The sequence below is a fragment of the Pseudomonas farsensis genome (genome assembly GCF_014268805.2).
Lineage (GTDB): Bacteria > Pseudomonadota > Gammaproteobacteria > Pseudomonadales > Pseudomonadaceae > Aquipseudomonas > Aquipseudomonas farsensis.
In genome coordinates this window covers 48,592-68,238 of sequence record NZ_JABWRF020000003.1, presented here as the reverse complement: position 1 = coordinate 68,238, position 19,647 = coordinate 48,592, and the positions used below count along the sequence as shown (strand labels likewise).

General features: G+C 64.0%; 21 protein-coding genes. 8 read left to right on the top strand and 13 right to left on the bottom strand.

Going from position 1 to position 19,647, the window contains the following annotated elements; all coding sequences use genetic code 11:
* Positions 1 to 179: 179 nt before the first annotated feature.
* The 7 genes from HU719_RS16560 to HU719_RS16530 all read right to left on the bottom strand — a co-directional run bounded on the left by HU719_RS16560 (position 180) and on the right by HU719_RS16530 (position 6,329).
* Entirely contained in the window at positions 180 to 524 is a 345-nt protein-coding gene (locus tag HU719_RS16560) for a cupin domain-containing protein (RefSeq protein ID WP_038411964.1), read from the bottom strand.
* A 108-nt stretch (positions 525 to 632) separates the two neighbouring features.
* Complete coding sequence (locus tag HU719_RS16555) at positions 633 to 1,565, bottom strand: phosphatidate cytidylyltransferase (RefSeq protein ID WP_186520588.1); 933 nt, start codon at positions 1,563 to 1,565, stop codon at positions 633 to 635.
* Between the two features lies 1 nt (position 1,566).
* Positions 1,567 to 2,190: a lysophospholipid acyltransferase family protein gene (locus HU719_RS16550; RefSeq protein WP_186520587.1), complete on the bottom strand. Its 624-nt coding sequence runs from the start codon at positions 2,188 to 2,190 to the stop codon at positions 1,567 to 1,569.
* A gap of 10 nt (positions 2,191 to 2,200) precedes the next feature.
* Positions 2,201 to 2,620, bottom strand: coding sequence for a hypothetical protein (locus HU719_RS16545; RefSeq protein WP_186536601.1), 420 nt, complete (start codon positions 2,618 to 2,620; stop codon positions 2,201 to 2,203).
* Positions 2,617 to 3,939 carry a phosphatase PAP2/dual specificity phosphatase family protein gene (locus HU719_RS16540; protein ID WP_186536602.1) on the bottom strand — a complete coding sequence of 441 codons (1,323 nt, stop codon included), beginning with the start codon at positions 3,937 to 3,939 and terminating at the stop codon, positions 2,617 to 2,619. Before HU719_RS16540 ends, HU719_RS16545 begins: the two co-directional genes overlap by 4 nt.
* Positions 3,939 to 5,693: a bifunctional alpha/beta hydrolase/class I SAM-dependent methyltransferase gene (locus HU719_RS16535; protein WP_186536603.1), complete on the bottom strand. Its 1,755-nt coding sequence runs from the start codon at positions 5,691 to 5,693 to the stop codon at positions 3,939 to 3,941. Before HU719_RS16535 ends, HU719_RS16540 begins: the two co-directional genes overlap by 1 nt.
* Positions 5,694 to 5,723: 30 nt before the next feature.
* Complete coding sequence (locus HU719_RS16530; protein WP_186536604.1) at positions 5,724 to 6,329, bottom strand: CDP-alcohol phosphatidyltransferase family protein; 606 nt, start codon at positions 6,327 to 6,329, stop codon at positions 5,724 to 5,726.
* Positions 6,330 to 6,553: 224 nt separating this feature from the next.
* Here HU719_RS16530 and HU719_RS16525 point away from each other — a divergent pair, with 224 nt between their 5' ends.
* From HU719_RS16525 to HU719_RS16515, 3 genes are all read left to right on the top strand, one after another.
* The gene (locus HU719_RS16525) at positions 6,554 to 6,736 is read left to right on the top strand and encodes a type II toxin-antitoxin system HicA family toxin (RefSeq protein ID WP_186520582.1); all 183 of its coding nucleotides are present in this window, start codon (positions 6,554 to 6,556) and stop codon (positions 6,734 to 6,736) included.
* Between the two features lie 56 nt (positions 6,737 to 6,792).
* The gene (locus tag HU719_RS16520; protein ID WP_186536605.1) at positions 6,793 to 7,200 is read left to right on the top strand and encodes a type II toxin-antitoxin system HicB family antitoxin; all 408 of its coding nucleotides are present in this window, start codon (positions 6,793 to 6,795) and stop codon (positions 7,198 to 7,200) included.
* A 74-nt stretch (positions 7,201 to 7,274) separates the two neighbouring features.
* Positions 7,275 to 8,039: a sulfite exporter TauE/SafE family protein gene (locus HU719_RS16515; RefSeq protein WP_186536606.1), complete on the top strand. Its 765-nt coding sequence runs from the start codon at positions 7,275 to 7,277 to the stop codon at positions 8,037 to 8,039.
* Here the strand turns inward: HU719_RS16515 and HU719_RS16510 are convergent.
* The gene (locus HU719_RS16510; protein WP_186520579.1) at positions 8,029 to 8,343 is read right to left on the bottom strand and encodes a putative quinol monooxygenase; all 315 of its coding nucleotides are present in this window, start codon (positions 8,341 to 8,343) and stop codon (positions 8,029 to 8,031) included. The two genes, HU719_RS16515 and HU719_RS16510, sit on opposite strands and share 11 nt — an antisense overlap.
* A gap of 154 nt (positions 8,344 to 8,497) precedes the next feature.
* Here HU719_RS16510 and mdaB point away from each other — a divergent pair, with 154 nt between their 5' ends.
* From mdaB to ggt, 3 genes are all read left to right on the top strand, one after another.
* Positions 8,498 to 9,088, top strand: coding sequence for an NADPH:quinone oxidoreductase MdaB (mdaB, locus tag HU719_RS16505; protein ID WP_186536607.1), 591 nt, complete (start codon positions 8,498 to 8,500; stop codon positions 9,086 to 9,088).
* A 67-nt stretch (positions 9,089 to 9,155) separates the two neighbouring features.
* Complete coding sequence (locus HU719_RS16500) at positions 9,156 to 10,061, top strand: LysR substrate-binding domain-containing protein (RefSeq protein WP_186520577.1); 906 nt, start codon at positions 9,156 to 9,158, stop codon at positions 10,059 to 10,061.
* Positions 10,062 to 10,170: 109 nt separating this feature from the next.
* Complete coding sequence (gene ggt, locus HU719_RS16495; RefSeq protein ID WP_186520576.1) at positions 10,171 to 11,838, top strand: gamma-glutamyltransferase; 1,668 nt, start codon at positions 10,171 to 10,173, stop codon at positions 11,836 to 11,838.
* A gap of 93 nt (positions 11,839 to 11,931) precedes the next feature.
* On the opposite strand, the gene HU719_RS16490 is transcribed toward ggt, so the two are convergent.
* On the bottom strand, positions 11,932 to 13,716 hold the full coding sequence (locus tag HU719_RS16490) for a methyl-accepting chemotaxis protein (protein WP_496197696.1): 1,785 nt from the start codon (positions 13,714 to 13,716) through the stop codon (positions 11,932 to 11,934).
* Between the two features lie 319 nt (positions 13,717 to 14,035).
* On the bottom strand, positions 14,036 to 14,917 hold the full coding sequence (gene ypfJ, locus HU719_RS16485) for a KPN_02809 family neutral zinc metallopeptidase (RefSeq protein WP_186536608.1): 882 nt from the start codon (positions 14,915 to 14,917) through the stop codon (positions 14,036 to 14,038).
* A gap of 189 nt (positions 14,918 to 15,106) precedes the next feature.
* On the opposite strand from ypfJ, the gene pcaH reads away from it, so the two are divergent.
* On the top strand, positions 15,107 to 15,826 hold the full coding sequence (gene pcaH / locus HU719_RS16480) for a protocatechuate 3,4-dioxygenase subunit beta (RefSeq protein WP_186536609.1): 720 nt from the start codon (positions 15,107 to 15,109) through the stop codon (positions 15,824 to 15,826).
* 11 nt (positions 15,827 to 15,837) lie between these two features.
* Positions 15,838 to 16,443, top strand: a complete 606-nt coding sequence (pcaG, locus tag HU719_RS16475) for a protocatechuate 3,4-dioxygenase subunit alpha (RefSeq protein ID WP_186536610.1) — start codon at positions 15,838 to 15,840, stop codon at positions 16,441 to 16,443.
* Between the two features lie 62 nt (positions 16,444 to 16,505).
* Here the strand turns inward: pcaG and HU719_RS16470 are convergent, their stop codons facing one another.
* The 3 genes from HU719_RS16470 to HU719_RS16460 all read right to left on the bottom strand — a co-directional run bounded on the left by HU719_RS16470 (position 16,506) and on the right by HU719_RS16460 (position 19,464).
* Complete coding sequence (locus HU719_RS16470) at positions 16,506 to 16,940, bottom strand: cupin domain-containing protein (protein WP_186520571.1); 435 nt, start codon at positions 16,938 to 16,940, stop codon at positions 16,506 to 16,508.
* A gap of 146 nt (positions 16,941 to 17,086) precedes the next feature.
* Complete coding sequence (trmA, locus tag HU719_RS16465) at positions 17,087 to 18,172, bottom strand: tRNA (uridine(54)-C5)-methyltransferase TrmA (protein ID WP_186536611.1); 1,086 nt, start codon at positions 18,170 to 18,172, stop codon at positions 17,087 to 17,089.
* A complete protein-coding gene (locus HU719_RS16460) occupies positions 18,169 to 19,464 on the bottom strand; it encodes an NCS2 family permease (RefSeq protein ID WP_186536612.1) in 1,296 nt (431 codons plus the stop codon). Before HU719_RS16460 ends, trmA begins: the two co-directional genes overlap by 4 nt.
* Between the last annotated feature and the right edge of the window lie 183 nt (positions 19,465 to 19,647).

Below are 19,647 nucleotides of genomic sequence, written 5' to 3'. Positions count from 1 at the left end.
AAGCGACGCGGCCTGGCGTAGGAGCGGCCTTGTGTCGCGAAAGGGCCGCAAAGCGGCCCCGGCGATTTTGCAGATGGTCGAGATAGTGGGGCCGCTACGCAGCCCATCGCGACACAAGGCCGCTCCTACACATTGACCGCGTCAAATCCAGGCATCCAGCCCCAACGCGCAATGGGCTGTCAGGCAAACACGAAATACTTGCGCACGGTCTCGACCACTTCCCAAGTGCCTTTCATGCCCGGTTCGATCACGAACACATCGCCGCCCTTGAGGTGCTTGGGTTCTTCGCCTTCCGGGGTGATGATGCAGTAGCCTTCGAGGAAGTGGCAGAACTCCCACTTGTCGTAGTTGACCTCGAACTTGCCCGGGGTGCAGATCCAGGTGCCCATGATCTTGCTGCCGTCAGCCGACAGGTAGGCGTTGAGGTTGACCGTGTGCGGCTCGCCGCCGATGCGCTTCCATTTGGTCGCATCGACGACCGGGGTTGGGCAGGTTTCGCGCAGCACGGTGATGAAATCGGACATGGCGTGGCTCCAGGCAAAGAGTGGTAAGACTCACTACCATAGGGCCATCGCCGTGCCCGCAGTTGCCTAGGCTCGACGCTCAGCTGTCTGCCTGCGCTATCACCCGCCTTACGCCCACCAGTAACGCACGAAGTGAAAGAACACGGGCGCGGCGAAGCACACCGAGTCGATGCGGTCGAGCATGCCGCCGTGGCCTTCGATCATGTGGCCCCAGTCCTTGACGCCACGGTCGCGCTTGATCGCCGACATCACCAGGCCGCCGAAGAAGCCCATGGCGTTGACGGTCAGCGCCATCAGTGCAGCCTGCCAGAAGGTGAACGGGGTGATCCAGCACAGCATGGCGCCGATCAGGGTGGCCAGCGCTACACCGCCCAGCAGGCCTTCGAGGGTTTTCGAAGGCGACAGGTTAGGCGCCACCTTGCGCTTGCCGAACAGCTTGCCGCACACGTATTGCAGCACATCGCTCAGTTGCACCACGATGATCAACCAGGCGATCAGCAGCAGGTTGCGGCCTTCGAAGCCCGGGATGTCCAGGGTCATCAGCGCCGGCACCGCCGAGACGCAGTACACCGCGATCATCAGGCCCCACTGCACCTTGGAGGCGCGCTCCAGGAACCGCGTGGTGTCGCCGCCAAGGCTGGCCAGGATCGGTAGCAGCAGGAACAGGTAAACCGGGATGAAAATGCTGAACAGCCCGTACCAGTCCATGGCGATCAGCAGGTACTGCACCGGCAGTGCCAGGTAGAAGGCTGCCGCCAGCGCCGGGTAGTCGCTACGCCGGGTTGGGGTGAGGGTCATGAATTCGCGCAGGGCGTAGAACGACACGCCGTAGAACAGCACGATCACGCCATATTTGCCGAACACGAAGGCGATGCCGATCACCAGCACCATCACCCACCAGGCGTTGATGCGGGCGTTGAGGTTGTCGATCACGGCATGCGGGGCAGGGCCTGCGCGCCATTTGAGCAGGCGGCCGATCAGGCTGGCGAGCAGCAGCAAGGCGCCAATGCCAGCGAACAGGGACAGCGTGTTGTGATCCATTTCAGGCTTCCTTCGGGGCCAGGTTCAGCAGGGCCTGGCGGGCCCGCTCGAGAAACGCTTGCTTGCTTTCATCGTCCTGCAGGTGCAGCGGCTCACCAAAGCTCAAGGTGCACAGCAGCGGCAAGGGCAGGGCGCGGCCCTTGGGCATGACCCGGTTGAGGTTGGCGATCCACACCGGCACCAGCTCGACTTGCGGGTTGGCGGCGGCCAGGTGGTACAGCCCGCTCTTGAACGCCAGCAACTGCTCATCGCCCAGGTTGCGCGTGCCTTCCGGGAAGAAGATCAGCGAGTCGCCCTGGGCGAAGGCATCGAGCACCGGCTGCAGCGGGTTGCCTTCGGCGGACGGGCGCTGGCGGTCGATCAGCACGGCGTTGAACACCCGGCGGATGATGAACTCGCGCAGGCCCGGTTTGCACCAGTAGTCGGCACCGGCCACCGGCCGGGTGTGGCGGCGTAGCGTCTCGGGCAACGCCGCCCACAGCAGCACGAAGTCGCCGTGGCTGCTGTGGTTGGCGAAGTACAGGCGCTGTACCGGTTGCGGCGTGCAGCCCAGCCACAAGGCGCGGGCGCCGGTGATCAGGCGAGCGGCGGAGGTAATGGCGAAGGCGGTCAGGCTGGCAAGCATGGCATCGGTCTTATCCGGTGAAGGGGAGGGTGAGAATCAACAGTAGCTGCAAAGCCAGGCACACGGCCTGGCGGTTGAGCAGCGACAGTGCGCCTTGGCTGCGGGCAGGCCAGTCGCGGCTGTCGCAGGCTTGGGCCTTGAGCCGCAGCGCATGCAGGGCGCGGTCCAGGGCTTGGGTGTCGGCAGGCAGGTCGCCGCTTGCAGCCATGCGCGTGAACAACTCGGCATCCAGCGCCACGCGCACGGCCCAGTACTTATGGGCAAGGCCCAGCAGCACCAGGCCTGCACAGAGCACTTTTGGCAGCATGGGTAGCGCAAGGCCCAGCAGCGGCGCCAGGCTCAGCGCCAACGCCAGCAGGGTGATGCCGTCTGACAGGCGCTCCAGCTGGCGGCCACGGGCCAGCAGGCTGGCGGTAACAAACAGGTTCATGGCCGGGCTTCCAGGCGTTGCAGCACCTGCTGATGGGCTGGATGCAGGACTACGCCCGGGCGTGCCTGGCGGATCAGCGCCTCGGCATCGGCGCAGGTCGCGCAGCGCCCACTGGCGAGCAGCCAGGCGGCAACGGCGCTGGCACTGCGCGAATAGCCCAGCGCGCAGCAGACCAATACCGGGCCGTGCTGGCGCAAGCGCTCTATGGCTTGCGCGGCTTGCTCCAAGGTGTTTTTGTCCGGGGCGATCAGGTCCAGCGATGGCAGGCACACATAGCGCTGCGCCGCCTCGAACCCCGCGGTGGCGGCGCTACAGCCCAGCTCCGCACTCAAATCCACAAGCCCAGCGAACCCCGACGCATCAGCCTTGCCAGGCACCCGCCCCAGATAAACCCCGTCGCACACCTCGTCGGCCTGTGGGTGGCGCCGGGTCCACAGCCGTGAGTTGACCCACGCCCCCAGCAGGTACGGCGCCAGCAAGCAGCGCGCAGCGAGCGACAAGCGCCCATCCGGGGTTTTCTGAAAACCAGCCGCGCCAAACACCGCGTAATTGAGCGCCACCATCAGCAGCGCCAACGCCGGCCACAGCAGCCACCAGAGCGCAGGCCCGAACGTGCGCGCACACACTGCCAGCAGCAGCGCGCCCAGCCCGTAACGCAGCGCCAGGCGCCAGCGCTTGGGGTCGCGCGCCAGGCGCGCCTGTTGCCAGGGCAGCGGCCCTTGTGCCGGCCATAGCCACAGGCACAGCAACCCCGCCAGCGCCCCGGTGGGCAGGTCGATGAAGTGGTGTTGCCAGGTGGTCAGTACCGAGACCCCGATCAGCGCCATCCAGCCATGCACCAGCCAGCGCCACAGCGGGCGCTGGGTGTGACGCGCAAACATCGCCCAGATGATCACCAGCAGCGCGATATGCAGTGACGGCGCCTGGTTGTAGGGTTTGTCGAAGCCCATCAGCACGTCGAACAACCAGCCGAACAGGCCTGCGAGTTCCGGGCGCTCGAAGGTAAAACGCAGGGGCCACAGCAGGAAGCAACTGACGCTGATCAGTTGCGCGCTGAGCAGGGCCAGGGCGTGGCGGTCCATTTCCCGGCGGCTCAGCGGCAGCAGGAATGAAAGGCCGTACAGCAGGTCGATCGACCAGTACGGGATGATCGTCCACGGCCACAGCGGCATGTGCCGCTCCCAGGCGAACACCAGGCTGCCGACATCGTCGCGCCCTGCGGTGTAGCTGTTGCTCAGGCCGTAGCTGAGAAAAAACAACGGCCCGAGCAGCAACAGCCAGAAAACGCCGCGGCGGATCAGCCCCGCTTCACGGGCCATCAACGCACCCGCTGGGCCAGGCTGACGCTGAAGATGCCCCATTCATCGATACGCTGGGCGATTTTGCGAAAGCCCGCCGCTTCGACCAGTTGGTCCATTTCGGCCTGGCTGCGGCGGCGCATGACCCACGCCTCGCCACCGCGGTGGCTGGTGAGCGCGCGGGCAATCATCTCCAGTTGCGGGTGCCAAGGCTGGCCGGTGTACACCAGGTAACCGCCGTCTTCGACGGCATCGGCAAGGCCGGCCAGCGAGTTGCCGACCAAGGTGTTGCTGGCGAACAGCTCATACAGCCCGGACACCACCGCCAGGGTTGGGCGCGGGTCGAGGCTGGCCAGGCTCTGGCGGTCGAAGGCATCGCCCTGGACAAAGCGCGCTATGTCGCCCAGGCCTTTGGCGCTGATCAGCGCCTGGCCTTGCTGCACGTTGAGTTCGCTGTAGTCGCGCAGCAGGATCGAATCGGGCAGTTGCTCCAGGCCTTGCAGCGCTTCGAGGATGTAGCGGCCGTGGCCGGCAGCGATGTCGACGATATGCACCGGGCGCTGTTGCTCGCGCAGGCTGGCGATGGCTTGGCGCAGCAGTTCCTCGACGTTCAGCTTGCGCTGGCGAATGCCGCGCCAGCCGATGGCGTCGAGGTAGTTGCGGTCGATGCGCTCGCCCAGGCGGCCTTTGCCGGTGGGGGTGTTACGGTAGACGTAATCGAGGGTGGAGCCGGAGTCGAAACCGGTGTCGAAGCCCAGTTTCACCCCGGCCGACAAGCCCTTGCCCAGGTGCAGGCTGGCGCGGGTGGCGCGCCAGTACAGGTCACGCAGCGAGTTGCGCGGCAGGGGGGCGGCGAGTGCTTCGGCTTCGGCGCAGCTGGCGCCGGCTTTGTCGGCATCGAGCAGCGACGGTGCCGGCAGTGGCGCGTCAAAGCAGTGTTCGACGAAGCGGGTGATGCGCGCCAGGGCATGACCACGGTCACGTTCGCCGAGGGTGTCGTGGAAGAACCCCGGCAGAACATGCATTTCTTTGCGGGCACTGCCCAGGCGGTCGAAGAAGCGTTGCTGAGGGCCGCGCTCGACCACAAAGTCGGCGCCGGACACCAACAGTTGCGTGGGCACCTGAATGGCCTGGGCATCGGCCACCACGCGGTCGGCGGCATCGTACAGGCCCAGCAGCATGGTCACCGAGATCGGCCGGCTGATCAGCGGGTCGGCCTGGTACGACATCACCCGCTCGGGGTCGTGGGTCAGCAGGCGCGGTTTTACGTAGCTGTTGACGAAGAAGTTGCCGCGCAGCGCCTTGAGCAGTTTCAGGCCAGGCCGGGCGAACGGCACGTAGAGCTTGACCTTGAAGGCCGGCGAGGCCAGCACCAGGCAGCGCACCTTGGGCGCGTAGTCGTGGGCCCAGGTGGCGATCAGCACCGCGCCGACGCTCTGCGCCAGCACCACCATGTCGGCTTCGGCGATACCGTGACGGGCCTGCAGGTGTTCGATGAAGGTCTGCACGTCGCGCACACTGGTGCCAAAGCTTGGGCTGTCGCCGCGCGCGCCCGGCGATTCGCCATGGCCACGGGCGTCCCAGGCGAAGAAGTCGTAGCCCGGCATGTTCAGCTCATCGGCAAGATGCGCCAGGCGCCCACCGTGCTCGTGGCCGCGGTGGAACATCACCACCGCCCGGCGCGGCTGGTGCTCGTTGCGGGTAGCGGGCCAGTGACGGTAGTGCAGCTCGACGCCGTCGTGGGTACTGAAGTGCAGCGATTGCGCTTGGCGCATGGCGAATATCCTTTTTCGGCGAAAAGCAGTTCAGCGGGTTTCGGCCAGGCCCTGGCGCACGCGGTTGTAGAGGGTATAGAGCGAGAGCAGCAGGATGACCAGCAGCAGGCCGTTGATCCAGGTGGCGTTGAGCAGCCCCAGCGCGACGCCGGTACCGAGCACGCCGAAGGCGAAGGCGCGGTCGCTCTTGCCCATTGGCCCGTCGTAGCGGCGCGAGGCACCGGCCAGTGGGCCCATGACGCCTGCGTATTCACTGACCACCGAGAACAGCACCACTAGCACCACCAGCACCGGCGAGACGCCGGCCAGCAGCGCGAAAGGCAGGTACAGGGCGGCGTCGGCGATCACGTCGCAGAGTTCGTTTAGGTAGGCGCCGAGTCTGGATTGCTGGCCGAATTCACGGGCCAGCATGCCGTCCACGGCATTGAGCGCCATGCGCAGCAGCATCCACACCGGAATGAGGATGAACAGCCAGGCGACATGCGGCAGCCAGGCCAGCAGCAGGCCGAGGGCGACGGAAACCACGGCGGCACTGACCGTGACCTGGTTGGCGGTGACGCCGCGGTCGTAGAGGCGCTGCACGGAGGGGCGCAGCAGCGCCTGGAAGCGGGGTTTGAGCTGGTAGATCGATGGCACGAGAAACTCCCTGTCGTGTGCGGCGTGGGCGGATTGTGGGGAAAGCGCAGGGGGAGGGCAAGGCCCATCGCGGGGAGGGAGATCTTTCCTGCTGCGGAGTCTGACCTTGCCTTCAGCAATGCCGGCTTAGTCCGCTTGTCGCACCAAGTGTGTGTGGTGTGTATTGGCACTGGTTAATTTTACTTTGATGTGTACTCTACACATCGACTGCCAAGGAATCCAACATGCGCAGCAGGGAAGTGATTCAGCTGATCGAGGCTGACGGCTGGTACGAGGTGGAAGTCAAAGGAAGTCATCATCAGTTCAGGCACCCATGCAAGCCTGGGCGCGTGACGGTGCCACACCCCAGGCACGGTTTGCCCCGGGGCACAGTGCACAGCATCCTGAAACAGGCGGGACTGAAATGATGGCGATCATGCTGGCGTGCTCGCCCTGCGGCCCCGAACATCAATGGAGACAAGCTATGAAATTTCCAGTAGTGCTGCACAAGGACGCAGATTCAGATTACGGCGTTACTGTGCCCGATGTGCCCGGTTGCTTTTCAGCCGGTGCCACCGTTGCCCTGGCGCTGGAGAACGTGCAAGAAGCCCTGGCCCTGCATTTTGAAGGTCTGGTCGCCGATGGCGAGGAACTTCCGCAGCCGGCGGAGGTAGACGTACATATCGTCAACCCTGACTACGCCGGAGGCGTTTGGGCGGTGGTGGACTTCGATGTCACCCCGTACCTGGGCAAGGCCGTGCGGTTCAACGCCACGTTGCCCGAGAACCTGTTGCAGCGTATCGACGAGAAGGTGAAGCGCGACCATCGCTATGCGTCACGCTCCGGCTTCCTGGCCTCGGCCGCGCTGCGCGAACTGGCAGCGGCGCATTAGCAGGCCGTGCGCGGCCAGGCGCCTGCCGGGCAATGCACCTTTCCCACAGCGCAAGGTTCGGTCAGGATAGCCCCATGCAAACTCTCTTCGCGTTCTACCAGGACATCGGCCTGGCCCTGACCCTGCTGGTGGTGCTCACCTTCCTGCTGGCGGGTACCGTCAAAGGGGTAATCGGCCTCGGCCTGCCGACCATCGCCATGGGCCTGCTGGGCCTGGCGATGCCGCCCGCGCAGGCCGCGGCGCTGCTGATTGTGCCGTCGACCCTGACCAACCTGTGGCAGCTGGCGGCAGGCGGGCATCTGCTGGCGCTGATCCGGCGCCTGGGCGGCATGCTGCTGATGATTTTCGTCGGCACCTTGCTGGGCAGCGTGTGGCTGGGCATCGACAGCGGGCCGTGGGCGGCGCACGCGTTGGGTGGCGCGTTGCTGGTCTATGCGCTGTATGGGCTGGCCGGGCCGGGGCTGCATGTTGCGCCGCAGCGGGAGAAATGGCTGGGCCCGTTGTGCGGGCTGGTGACTGGCGTGGTCACGGCGGCCACCGGCGTGTTCGTCATGCCGGCGGTGCCTTATTTGCAGGGGCTGGGCCTGAGCCGTGATGAAATGGTCCAGGCCCTGGGCCTGTCGTTCACAGTCTCGACCCTGGCGCTGGCCATCGGGCTTGCCGGGCAGGATGCCCTGGGCGGCGAGGCGCTGGGGGCCTCATTGCTGATGCTGGCCCCAGCGCTGCTGGGCATGTTCGCGGGCCAGTGGCTGCGCGGCCGCATCAGCGCAGCGCTGTTCAAGCGCTGGTTCTTCATCGGCCTGGCGCTGCTTGGCGCGCACTTGCTGATCAGCGGCTAGCGCTCGATGGGCTGAGCATCTCGATCATCTGCACGTCGAGGTCGTGCTCAAGGTAGTCCATGCGGGTTTCGAAGAACGCCTGCATGTGCGGCAGGGCCGAGTGCACATCCAGCGCGGCCTTGTCGGCCCACACTTCGAAGAACAGGAACAGGCTTGGGTCCTGTTTGTCGCGCAGCATGTGGTATTCGATGCAGCCCGGCTCCTGGCGGCTTGGCTCGACGAAGGGGCGCAGCAACTGTTCGAAGGCCTCGGACATTTCCGGGCGGGTCTTGGCTTTCAGAATAAAGGCGTGCTGTTGGCTCATGGCGGAGTCCTTGAAGAAGAAGGTGGGCAAAGTCTAAAGCAACAATGGCTTGGGGATTCGTGAAATCAAGGCAAATGTATTTTGCTCCGGGGCGGCTTTTTCCGGGCCTCGCGAGTGCCTAACCTGCCGGCAATCCCACTTCAGAGTCACCCTCATGAAAAACATCCTGTTGCTCAATGGCGGCAAACGCTTTGCCCACTCCGACGGCCTTTTGAACCAGACCCTGCACGATGCCGCCCTGGCCTACCTGGACAGCGCCGGGTACGACGTTCAGCAAACCTTCATCGACGGCGGCTACGACGTCAAAGCCGAGGTGCAGAAATTTCTCTGGGCCGATGTGATCATCTACCAGATGCCGGGCTGGTGGATGGGCGCGCCGTGGACGGTAAAAAAGTACATCGATGAAGTGTTCACCGAAGGCCACGGCAGCCTCTATGCAAGCGACGGCCGGACCCGCTCGGACGCTTCGCAGAAGTACGGCAGCGGCGGCCTGGTGCAGGGCAAGCAGTACATGCTGTCGCTGACCTGGAACGCGCCGCAGCAGGCCTTCGACGACCCGGCTGACTTCTTCGAGGGTAAAGGTGTGGATGCGGTGTACTTCCCGTTCCACAAGGCCAACCAGTTCCTGGGCATGGGCGGCCTGCCGACCTTCCTGGCGGTGGATGTGATGAAGCGCCCGGATGTGCCTGCGGCCTTGGCCGCTTACCAGCAACACCTGCAGCAGGTGTTCGGCAACCTGCGCTGATGGCGGCTTGCATCGCCTTGAGGTAGCCGCTATTTATCAGGACGACTTCCTGCCAAGGCCAACCCCCGTGAAAACCCGATCCGAAGAGCTTCAGGTATTCGTCGCCGTGATTGACGGCGGCTCGATCTCGGCTGCCGCCGAGCAGATCGGCCAGACCCCGTCTGCGGTCAGCCGCACGCTGGCGCGCCTGGAGGCCAAGCTTGGCACCACCTTGGTCAACCGCACCACCCGGCGCATGGACCTGACCGAGGAGGGGCGGTTCTTCCTTGAACGGGCGCGCCAGGTGCTTGAGCAGATGGTCGACATGGAAGAGCGCCTGTCGCTGCACCGCCAGACCCCATCGGGGCGCCTGCGCATCAACGCCGCTGCGCCGTTCATGCTGCATGCGATCCTGCCGTGGATCGGCGAATTCCGCCAGCAATACCCCGGTATCGAACTGGAACTGAACACCGATGACCTGATCATCGACCTGCTCGAACAGAGCACCGATGTGGCTATCCGCATTGGCGAACTGGCCGACTCCACCCTGCATGCGCGCTCGCTGGGCTGCAGCCCGGTGCAGATCCTGGCCAGCCCCGACTACCTGGCCCGGCATGGCACCCCGACCACTGTCGAGGCGCTCAATGCGCATTGCCTGCTCGGCTTCAGCGCCCCCGAATCGCTCAACCTGTGGCCGCTGCGCCACGCCGAGGGCGACAGTTGGCGCATCCGCGCGCAGTTGCTTGCCTCAAGTGGCGAAACCCTGCGGCAACTGGCGATTGCCGGTGAAGGCATCGTCAGCCTTTCGCATTTCATGACCCACGAAGATATCCGCACCGGGCGCCTGCAGGTGCTGCTGGGCGAGCACAACAACGGTTATCGCCAGCCTATTCACGCGGTCTACTACCGCAACACCCAGCTGGCCCTGCGCATCCAGTGCTTCCTGGATTTCATCCAGAAAAAGCTCGCCACGTACGCCTGCGCAGTTGCCTGAACGCGACAGTATCTGTCCAAGGGCGGCGAAATTTCCCTGGGTTGGTTGCCGGGCATGAAGGCTTCGGCCTTTAATGACTGATCAACAAAAACAACACCAGGAAGTGCCCATGCGTATTGTCCCGTTCCAGCTACTGGCCCTTGGGGCCGCGATCCTGAGCTGTTCCTCGGCGTTTGCCGTCACCCTCGAAGGCGGCGCGGTGGCCGCGCCTGATCAATATGGCGCACAGGTGGCCGCCGATATTCTCAAAAAAGGCGGCAACGCCGTGGACGCCGCCGTGGCCACCGCGTTCACCCTGGCGGTGACCTACCCCGAGGCCGGCAACATTGGCGGCGGCGGCTTCATGACCTTGTACGTCGACGGCAAGCCGTACTTCATCGACTACCGCGAGGTCGCGCCCAAGGCTGCCACGCGCAATATGTACCTGGACGACAAGGGCGAGGTCATCGAGAACCTGAGCCTGGTCGGCGCCCGCGCCGCAGGTGTGCCGGGCACGGTGATGGGGTTGTGGGAGGCGCACCAGAAGTTTGGCAAGTTGCCGTGGAGCGAGTTGCTCACCCCCGCCATCGGCTATGCCAGGAACGGCTTCAAGATCGCCCAGAAGCAGTACCAGTACCGCGACGACGCCCAGGGGCTGTTCAAGACCGCGACCAACTTCAACGACTATTTTGGCCATATGAAAGTCGGCGAGCTGTTCAAGCAGCCGGAGCTGGCGCAGACCCTGGAGCGCATCGCCGACAAGGGCGTGAGCGAGTTCTACCAAGGCAAGACCGCCGACCTGCTGGTGGCACAGATGAAGGCCGACAACGGCCTGATCAGCAAACAGGACCTGGCCGACTACAAGGCCGTGTGGCGTGACCCGATTGCCATCAGCTGGCGCGGCAACGTGGTCTACACCGCGCCACCGCCAAGCTCGGGCGGTGTGGCCCTGGCCCAGTTGCTGGGCATCAAGGAAGACCGCGCAGCGGACTTCAAGGGCGTGGAACACAACTCGGCCAAATACATTCACCTGTTGGCCGAGATCGAAAAACGCGTGTTCGCCGACCGCGCCGACTACCTCGGCGACCCTGGTTTCACCAAGGTGCCGGTGGATCAACTGATGGCCAAGGATTACCTGGCCAAGCGCGCAGCGCAGGTCAACCCCAACGCCATCTCGGCCACTGACAAGGTCAAGCCGGGCCTGGAGCCGCACCAGACCACGCACTTCTCCATCGTCGACAAGCAGGGCAACGCGGTGAGCAACACCTACACCCTCAACCTGGACTACGGCAGTGGCGTGGTGGTGAAAGGGGCGGGTTTCCTGCTCAACGATGAAATGGATGACTTCAGTGCCAAACCGGGTGCAGCCAACGTATTTGGTGTGGTCGGCGGTGACGCCAACGCCATCGAGCCAGGCAAGCGCATGCTGTCGTCGATGAGCCCGAGTCTGGTGACCCGTGATGGGCAGGTGGTGCTGGTGGTCGGTACGCCGGGCGGCTCGCGGATTTTTACCTCGATCTTCCAGGTGATGAACAACCTGTATGACTTCGGCATGCCGCTGGAAAAAGCCGTGGCTGCGCAGCGGGTGCACCACCAGTTGCTGCCCAAGGACACCATTTACTTCGACAGCTACGCGCCGCTCAAAGGGCCAGTGGCCGATGACCTGAAGAAAATGGGGTATGTGCTTGAGGATCAGGGCTGGGAGATGGGTGACATCCAGGCGATCCGGGTCACCGGGCAGAAACTTGAGACCGCCTCCGACCCACGTGGGCGTGGCGTGGGCATGGTCGTCAAGTAACCGCTTGCGCAAATGATCGCGGGGCAAGCCCGCTCCTACGGTGCCCGTGTCGGCATCCGTGGGAGCGGGCTTGCCCCGCGGTGTTTTACCGGGTCAGACGCGGAACTTGCTGACCAAGGTCTGCAGGTGCCCACCCAGACGCGCCAGCTCGATGCTGGACGCTGCGGTTTCATCGCTGGCCGAGGCGGTCTGCTCGGACACATCACGCACGTTCAGAATGCTGCGGCTGATCTCTTCGGCCACGGCGCTCTGCTGCTCGGCGGCGGCGGCGATCTGCTGGTTCATCGACTGAATGTTCGACACCGTCCGGGTGATGCTGTCCAGCGAACCACCGGCCTTGCGCGCCAGCTCGACGCTGCTGTCGGTCAGGCTACGGCTGCCGCTCATGACGTCGGCAACCTGCTGGGTGCCCTGTTGCAGGCTGGCAATCAGGCCCTCGATTTCCTCGGTGGACTGCTGGGTCCGCTGGGCCAGGCCGCGGACTTCGTCGGCGACCACGGCAAAACCACGGCCCGCTTCACCGGCACGGGCGGCTTCGATGGCGGCGTTAAGCGCCAGCAGGTTGGTCTGTTCGGCCACCGATTTGATCACATCCATGACGCTGCCGATCTTCTGGCTTTCCTGCTGCAGCAGGTTCATGGCTTCAGTGGAACGGTTGACTTCAGTGGCCAGGCGCTCGATCTGGCTGATCGCCTCGCCAACCACTTTGTCACCGTTGCGCGCTTCAGTGTCGGCGTTGGTGGCAGCCATGGCAGCCTGCTCGGCGTTCCGCGCAACTTCCTGCACGGTGGCAGCCATTTCGTGCATGGCAGTGGCCACCTGGTCGGTTTCGACCTTCTGGCTGTTGGCACCGGCACTGGTCTGCTCGGTCACCGCCGACAGTTCCTCGGCGGCGCTGGCGATTTGCGTGACGCCGTCGCGGATGCCGCCGATCAGCTCGCGCAGGGTGGTGCCCATGCGCGCGATGCCCTGTTGCAGCACGCCCAGCTCATCGCGGCGGGTAACGCGCAGGTTCTGGGTCAGGTCGCCTGCGGCGATCTTTTCCACAGCGTCCAGGGTTTCGCGCAGCGGGCGGGTGATCTGGCGCGTGATGATGAATGCTGCCAGCACACCGACCAGCAGCGCCAGCAAGGTGGCGATGATCTGCAGGCTGCGGGCCTGGGCGCTTTCGATGTCGCGGCGCTCGATCTGGATGGCGTACAGCGCATCGCTGCGCTTGACGATGTCGGCGCCTTGCACAGTCATCTCGGCGCGTGCGGTGGCGATGGCTGCGACCGCATCACGGAACTGGCGCACCGCGTCGCGGTAGGCCAGCACCGACTGTTCGAACTGTTGCAGGCGGGGGGCTTCGTTGGGCAGTTCGCGCTTGAGCGTGTCGACTTCGACTAGCGCGGCATCGAGCTGGCGCAGGGCGGCCTGTTCGTTGGCGGCGCTGTTGTCGGCGATGTAGCCGCGCACGTCGATGCGCACCTGCAGCAGTTGCTGGCGGGCCTTGCTGATCAACTGGTACTGGGCCAGGCGCACGCTGTCGGACTCACTGCGGCTCATCACGTCCTGGCTCAGGGCGTCCATGGCTTCGTCGGCCTTGATCGCCACCAGGTTCATCGAATCGCGGGCAGCGGTAGAGACCTTGTAGCCGGCGCGCATCTTGTTCAGCGACACCTTGTACTCACTGATGGTCTGGCCCAGCGCCTGCAGCAACTTGACGTTGTCGAGGCTCTTGAAGGTGCTGACCAGGTAATCCTGCTGCTTGCTGAAGGCGTCCAGCTTGGTCTGGGTATTGGCCGCCGAGGCGTCGTCGCCGTTGGCGATCATGTACTGCAGACGCGCCACGCGCAGGTCGGTCAGGTCTTTGTTGAGCTTACCGATGTCGCTCATCCAGTTGCTGCGGTCGATAAGGCTGCCCAGGCTGTTCCAGCCGGTCAGGGCCAGCAGGCCGGTCAGGACCAGCACCAGGCCGAAGCCCAGGCCGAGTTTGAGGTTGACGCTGATGTTGGCAAACCAGCTGTTCATGCACGCTCTCCGAATTTGATTTCTTTCACTTGATCTCAAACCGCGGGCGTTGTTCTTGTGCAGGGCCCGGCTGATTCGTGAAGGTGTTATCGGCCAGCGAGGCGTAAGCTGAAACGCCGTTCAGCAGATTTATAACCCATTGAAATGTGTGGGTTTCGGGGCCGCGAGGCAGCCCCTGGAGGGCTTACAGGCTGCGGGCTGCGAAGGTGTCGCACTGGTTCACGTCGCCGCTGGAAAAACCGGCCTTGAACCAGCGCACCCGCTGCTGCGAAGTGCCATGGGTGAAGGAGTCAGGCACAACGCGGCCCTGGCCCTGCTGTTGCAGGCGGTCGTCACCGATGGCGTTGGCGGCGTTGAGCGCTTCCTCGACGTCGCCGGGCTCCAGCCAGTTCAGGCGTTTTTGCGCCTGATAGGCCCAGACCCCAGCCAGGCAGTCGGCCTGCAATTCCTGGCGCACCAGCAAGCCGTTGTCGCCTTCCATGCGTTGCCCGCTGCGGCGTGCGGCGTCGACTTTGGCCGATACGCCAAGCAGGGTCTGGACGTGGTGGCCGATTTCGTGGGCGATCACATAGGCTTGGGCGAAGTCGCCTTCGGCGGCAAAGCGGGTTTCCATTTCGCGGAAGAACGTCATGTCCAGGTACACGCGCTGGTCGGCCGGGCAGTAGAACGGCCCCACTGCCGAGGAGGCGAAGCCGCAGGCGGAGTTCACCTGGCCGCTGAACAGCACCAGTTTCGGGTCTTGGTATTGCTTGCCGGCTTGGGCGAACAGGGCTTTCCAGGTGTCTTCGGTGTCGCCGAGGATCGAGGCAACAAAGGCCGCCTGCTCGTCGTTGCCCGCCGGCGCCTTGTTGCCGACAGTGGCCGGCGCCTGTTGCTGCATTTGCCCGGTCAGTTGGCCAAGAATCTGCAGCGGGTCCTGCCCGGTCAGCCAGCTGATGCCGACGATCAGCAAAATGGCGCCGAGCCCAAGGCCCTTGCCGCCGCCAAAACGCATGCCGCCGCCACCGCCACCTGCGCCGCGGGCATCGACCACGTTGTCGCTGCGTCGGCCTTTTCGCCATTCCATGTGGAGCTCTCCGGTTGTTGAAACATCAAGTCGAAAGATTAGTCCAGCGCTGAGCAACCCGCTCATGCATAACCAAATGGTTATGCCTGTGACCGCCAATTTCAGTATTCATCCCGCCCGGCCTGCCGGAAACTGCAAGTCCGCCTGCCACGCCCAGGCGCTTCGATAATTCCAAGAGAGGAACCCGGCATGCCCGCCCAGGACACCAGCCGCTTCGTGATCCGTGATCGCAACTGGCACCCCAAGGCCCTCACGCCTGATTACAAGACCTCGATTGCCCGCTCCCCGCGCCAAGCGCTGGTGAGCATTCCGCAGTCGATCAGCGAAACCACCGGCCCGGATTTTTCCCATCTGCGCTTTGGCGAACATGACCACGACCTGCTGCTGAACTTCAACAACGGTGGCCTGCCGATTGGCGAGCGCATTATCGTGGCCGGGCGCATTGTCGACCAGTACGGCAAGCCGGTGCCCAATACGCTGGTCGAAATGTGGCAAGCCAACGCAGGTGGCCGCTATCGGCACAAGAACGACCGTTACCTGGCCCCGCTGGACCCCAACTTCGGTGGCGTTGGCCGCTGCCTTAGCGACCGTGACGGCTACTACAGCTTCCGCACCATCAAGCCCGGCCCATACCCTTGGCGCAACGGCCCCAACGACTGGCGCCCGGCGCATATCCACTTCTCGGTGAGCGGCCCATCGATTGCCACCAAGCTGATCACCCAGCTGTATTTCGAAGGTGACCCGTTGATTCCGATGTGCCCTATCGTCAAGTCGATCGCCAACCCTGATGCGGTCCAGCAACTGATCGCCAAGCTCGACATGAGCGCGGCCAATCCGATGGATTGCCTGGCGTATCGCTTTGACATCGTGCTGCGCGGCCAGCGCCAGACCCACTTCGAAAACCGCTGAGGAGCGCCGTCATGCCTATCGAACTGCTGCCGGAAACCCCATCGCAGACTGCTGGCCCCTACGTGCACATTGGCCTGGCACTGGAAGCTGCGGGCAACCCGACCCGCGAACAGGAAATCTGGAGCCGCCTGGCCAAGCCGCAGGCGCCAGGCGAGCACATTCTGCTGATCGGCCACGTCTATGACGGCAATGGCCACCTGGTGCGCGATTCATTCCTCGAAGTCTGGCAGGCCGACGCCAATGGCCAGTATCAGGATGACTACAACCAGGAGCATGCGTTCAACAGCTTCGGTCGGACCGCCACCACCTTCGATGCTGGGGAGTGGACGCTGCACACGGTCAAGCCTGGGGTGGTCAACAATGCTGCCGGTGTGCCGATGGCGCCGCACATCAACATCAGCCTGTTTGCCCGTGGCATCAATATTCACCTGCATACGCGGGTGTATTTCGATGACGAGGCCGAGGCTAACGCCAAGTGCCCGGTGCTTAACCTGATTGAACAGCCGCAGCGGCGCGAGACGCTGATTGCCAAGCGCTGTGAAGTGGATGGCAAGACGGCGTATCGGTTTGATATGCGCATTCAGGGGGAGGGGGAGACGGTGTTCTTCGACTTCTGAGTATTCAAGCTGCACGGGGCAAGCTCTACCGGTGCGCCGGCATGGCTTGCCCCTTGGTCGTTTCAGCCTTGCGCGGGCACCAGATCGAACGCCCCGGGCTGATACTGGAACAGCAAGCAGTCGGCTGCTGCGCTGCACCCACTCTCATGCACCAGGTTAGCTGGCAGGTGGTAGTAGGCACCGGCTGGGTATTCCACACGCTTGCCGTCGATCACCGCGTAGAAGGTGCCGCCCAGGACCACGGTCGGCAGCGCCTGGCTGTGGCTGTGCAGGCCGTTATCGGTGCCTTTGCGAAACTTGACGAACGCGGAGTAGGCGCCCTTGCCGAACAGGTCTCCTTCTACGTTGGCGTAGCTGACCGCGCCGTCGGTGCCAGGCACTTGCTGCCAAGCCAGTGCGGTGCTGTTGGGCACCGATACCAAAGTGTCATTGGCAGAGGCTGCGGTTGCCAGCAGCGCCAGGGCCAGGCCAGTGGCCATTGATTGCAGTGATTTCATGGGGAAGCCTTACGCCGGATTAGGGGGCGCACAGGGTAGACCTGCGCCTGTGGCGTGAGGATAGGAAAAGTCCGATCTTGTGGCGCTGGTCCCGATAGGGTAGGTAGCACAGGGTGAAGGCCTTGCAGGCCTTCACCCTGTGCTCGTCAGCGACGAACCAGCAGCACACCACTTTCCATATGGTGGGTATACGGGAACTGGTCAAACAACGCACAGCGCTCGATGCGGTGCGTGTCATGCAGCTGGGCGATGTTCTGCGCCAGGGTCTCGGGGTTGCACGAAATGTACAGAATCCGCTCGAAGCGGCGGGTCAACTCGCAGGTGTCCGGGTCCATGCCTGCACGCGGCGGGTCGACGAACACCGTGCCAAACGCGTAGCGCTTCAGGTCGATGCCTTCCAGCCGACGGAACGGCCGCACCTCGTTCAGCGCCTGCGTCAGCTCTTCAGCCGAAAGACGCACCAGGCGCACGTTACCCACACCGTTCTCATCAAGGTTATGCAGCGCGGCATTGACCGAGGTCTTGCTGATCTCGGTGGCCAGCACCTGGCGCGCACGGGTCGCCAGCGGCAAGGTGAAGTTGCCATTGCCGCAATACAGCTCCAGCAGGTCATCGTCACGTTCGCCCATGGCGTCCACGGCCCAGCCCAGCATTTTCTGGTTCACCGCGCCGTTGGGCTGGGTGAACGCGCCCTCCGGCTGGCGATAGCTGAACGTGCGCCCGGCGATATCGAGCTTTTCAACCGCATAGTCACGGCCGATCACCACCCGCTTGCCCTTCGAGCGGCCAATCACACTGACATTCAGCTCGCTTGCAAGCTGCTGGGCAGCGGCTTCCCAGGCCTCGTCCAGCGGGCGGTGATAGCACAGCGTGACCATTGCATCGCCCGCCAGGGTGGTCAGAAACTCCACCTGGAACAGCCGATTGTTCAACGCTTCATCGGCCTGCCAGGCGGCTTTCAGGCGCGGCATCAGGTCATTGATGCGCTCGCTGGCAATGGGGAACTCATCGATCAGAATCGCCTTGTGCTTGTCGCCTGGGGCAAACATTGCATAGTGGCGCTGGCCGTCCTCGCGCCACAGGCGAAACTCCGCGCGCAGTCGGTAATGCGCACGCGGGGAATCGAACACGGCAGGCTCCGGCGCATCGAACGGGGCCAGCAGCTCGCGCAAGCGGGCGGCCTTGGCCGCCAGTTGCGCGTCATATTGCGTAGGGTCGAAGGCAGCACTCATGCGTTGAACCAAGCCAGCTTGATGACGAACAGGATGGACAGGATCACCAGCGCTGGGTTCAGGTCCTGGCGGTTACCGGAAAGCAGCTTGATGGCGGTCCAGGCGATGAAGCCGAAGGCGATGCCGTTGGCAATCGAATAGGTCAGCGGCATGGCCAGGGCGGTAACTACCACCGGCGCCGCTTCGGTGACGTCGTCCCAATTGATTTCGGCCAGGCCCGAGGCCATCAGCACGGCCACGAACAACAGCGCAGGCGCCGTGGCGAAGGCCGGCACGCTGCCGGCCAGCGGGGCGAAGAACAGCGCCAGCAGGAACAGCGCGGCCACCACGATGGCGGTCAGGCCGGTGCGGCCACCGGCGCTCACGCCTGCGGCAGATTCGATGTAGCTGGTGGTGGTCGAGGTGCCCAGCAGGGAGCCGGCCATGGCCGCGGTACTGTCGGCGATCAGGGCGCGGCCCATCTTCGGCATGTGGCCGTCCTTGCCCATCAGGCCGGCGCGCTTGGCCACACCGATCAGGGTGCCGGAGTTGTCGAACAGGTCGACGAACAGGAAGGCAAAGATCACGCTGATCAGGCCAACGTCCAGGGCGCCTTTGATGTCCAGCTGCAGGAAGGTCGGCGCCAGCGATGGCGGCATCGACACGACACCGGCAAATGGGGTGACGCCGAATGCAATCGCGGCGATGGTCACGGCCAGAATGCCGATCAACACCGCGCCGCGCACTTTCAGCGATTCCAGCGCGACGATGACGAAGAAGCCCAGGGTAGCGAGGATTGGCGCCGGTTCGGTCAGGTCGCCCAGGCCCACCAGGGTGGCCTTGTTATCGACGACGATCCCTGCGTTATGCAGCGCGATAAGCGCAAGGAACAGGCCAATACCTGCGGCAATCGCCGAGCGCAGCGGCAGCGGGATGCTGTTCACGATCCATTCGCGGATGCGCAAGATCGACAACAGGAAGAACAGCACCGCCGAGAGGAACACCGCACCCAGCGCCACCTGCCAGGTGTGGCCCATGTGCAGCACCACGGTGTAGGTGAAGAACGCGTTAAGGCCCATGCCCGGCGCCAGCGCAATCGGGTAGTTGGCGATCAGGCCCATGGTCACCGAGCCGATGGCAGCGGCAAGGCAGGTGGCGACGAAGATCGCGCCTTTGTCCATACCGGTCTCGCCGAGAATGCTCGGGTTGACGAACAGGATGTAAGCCATGGCCAGGAAGGTGGTGACCCCTGCCAGAATCTCGGTGCGCACATTGGTGTTGTGCGCTTTCAGTTGAAACAGCCTTTCCAGCATGCCTGCTCCCCGGGCGCCCAGGCGCCGTGAATGTATCGACCCCATCAGCAAAGCACAGTCATCAGCGGATGCCGCAGTTTTGCGTGGGGTGGAAAAAAGCCGCGCATCATACCAGCATGCTTGCTGAGCGGTAACGAATGTCGCGATAGACTGCAGCATGCGGCGGAATCTGCTGCCAATCCT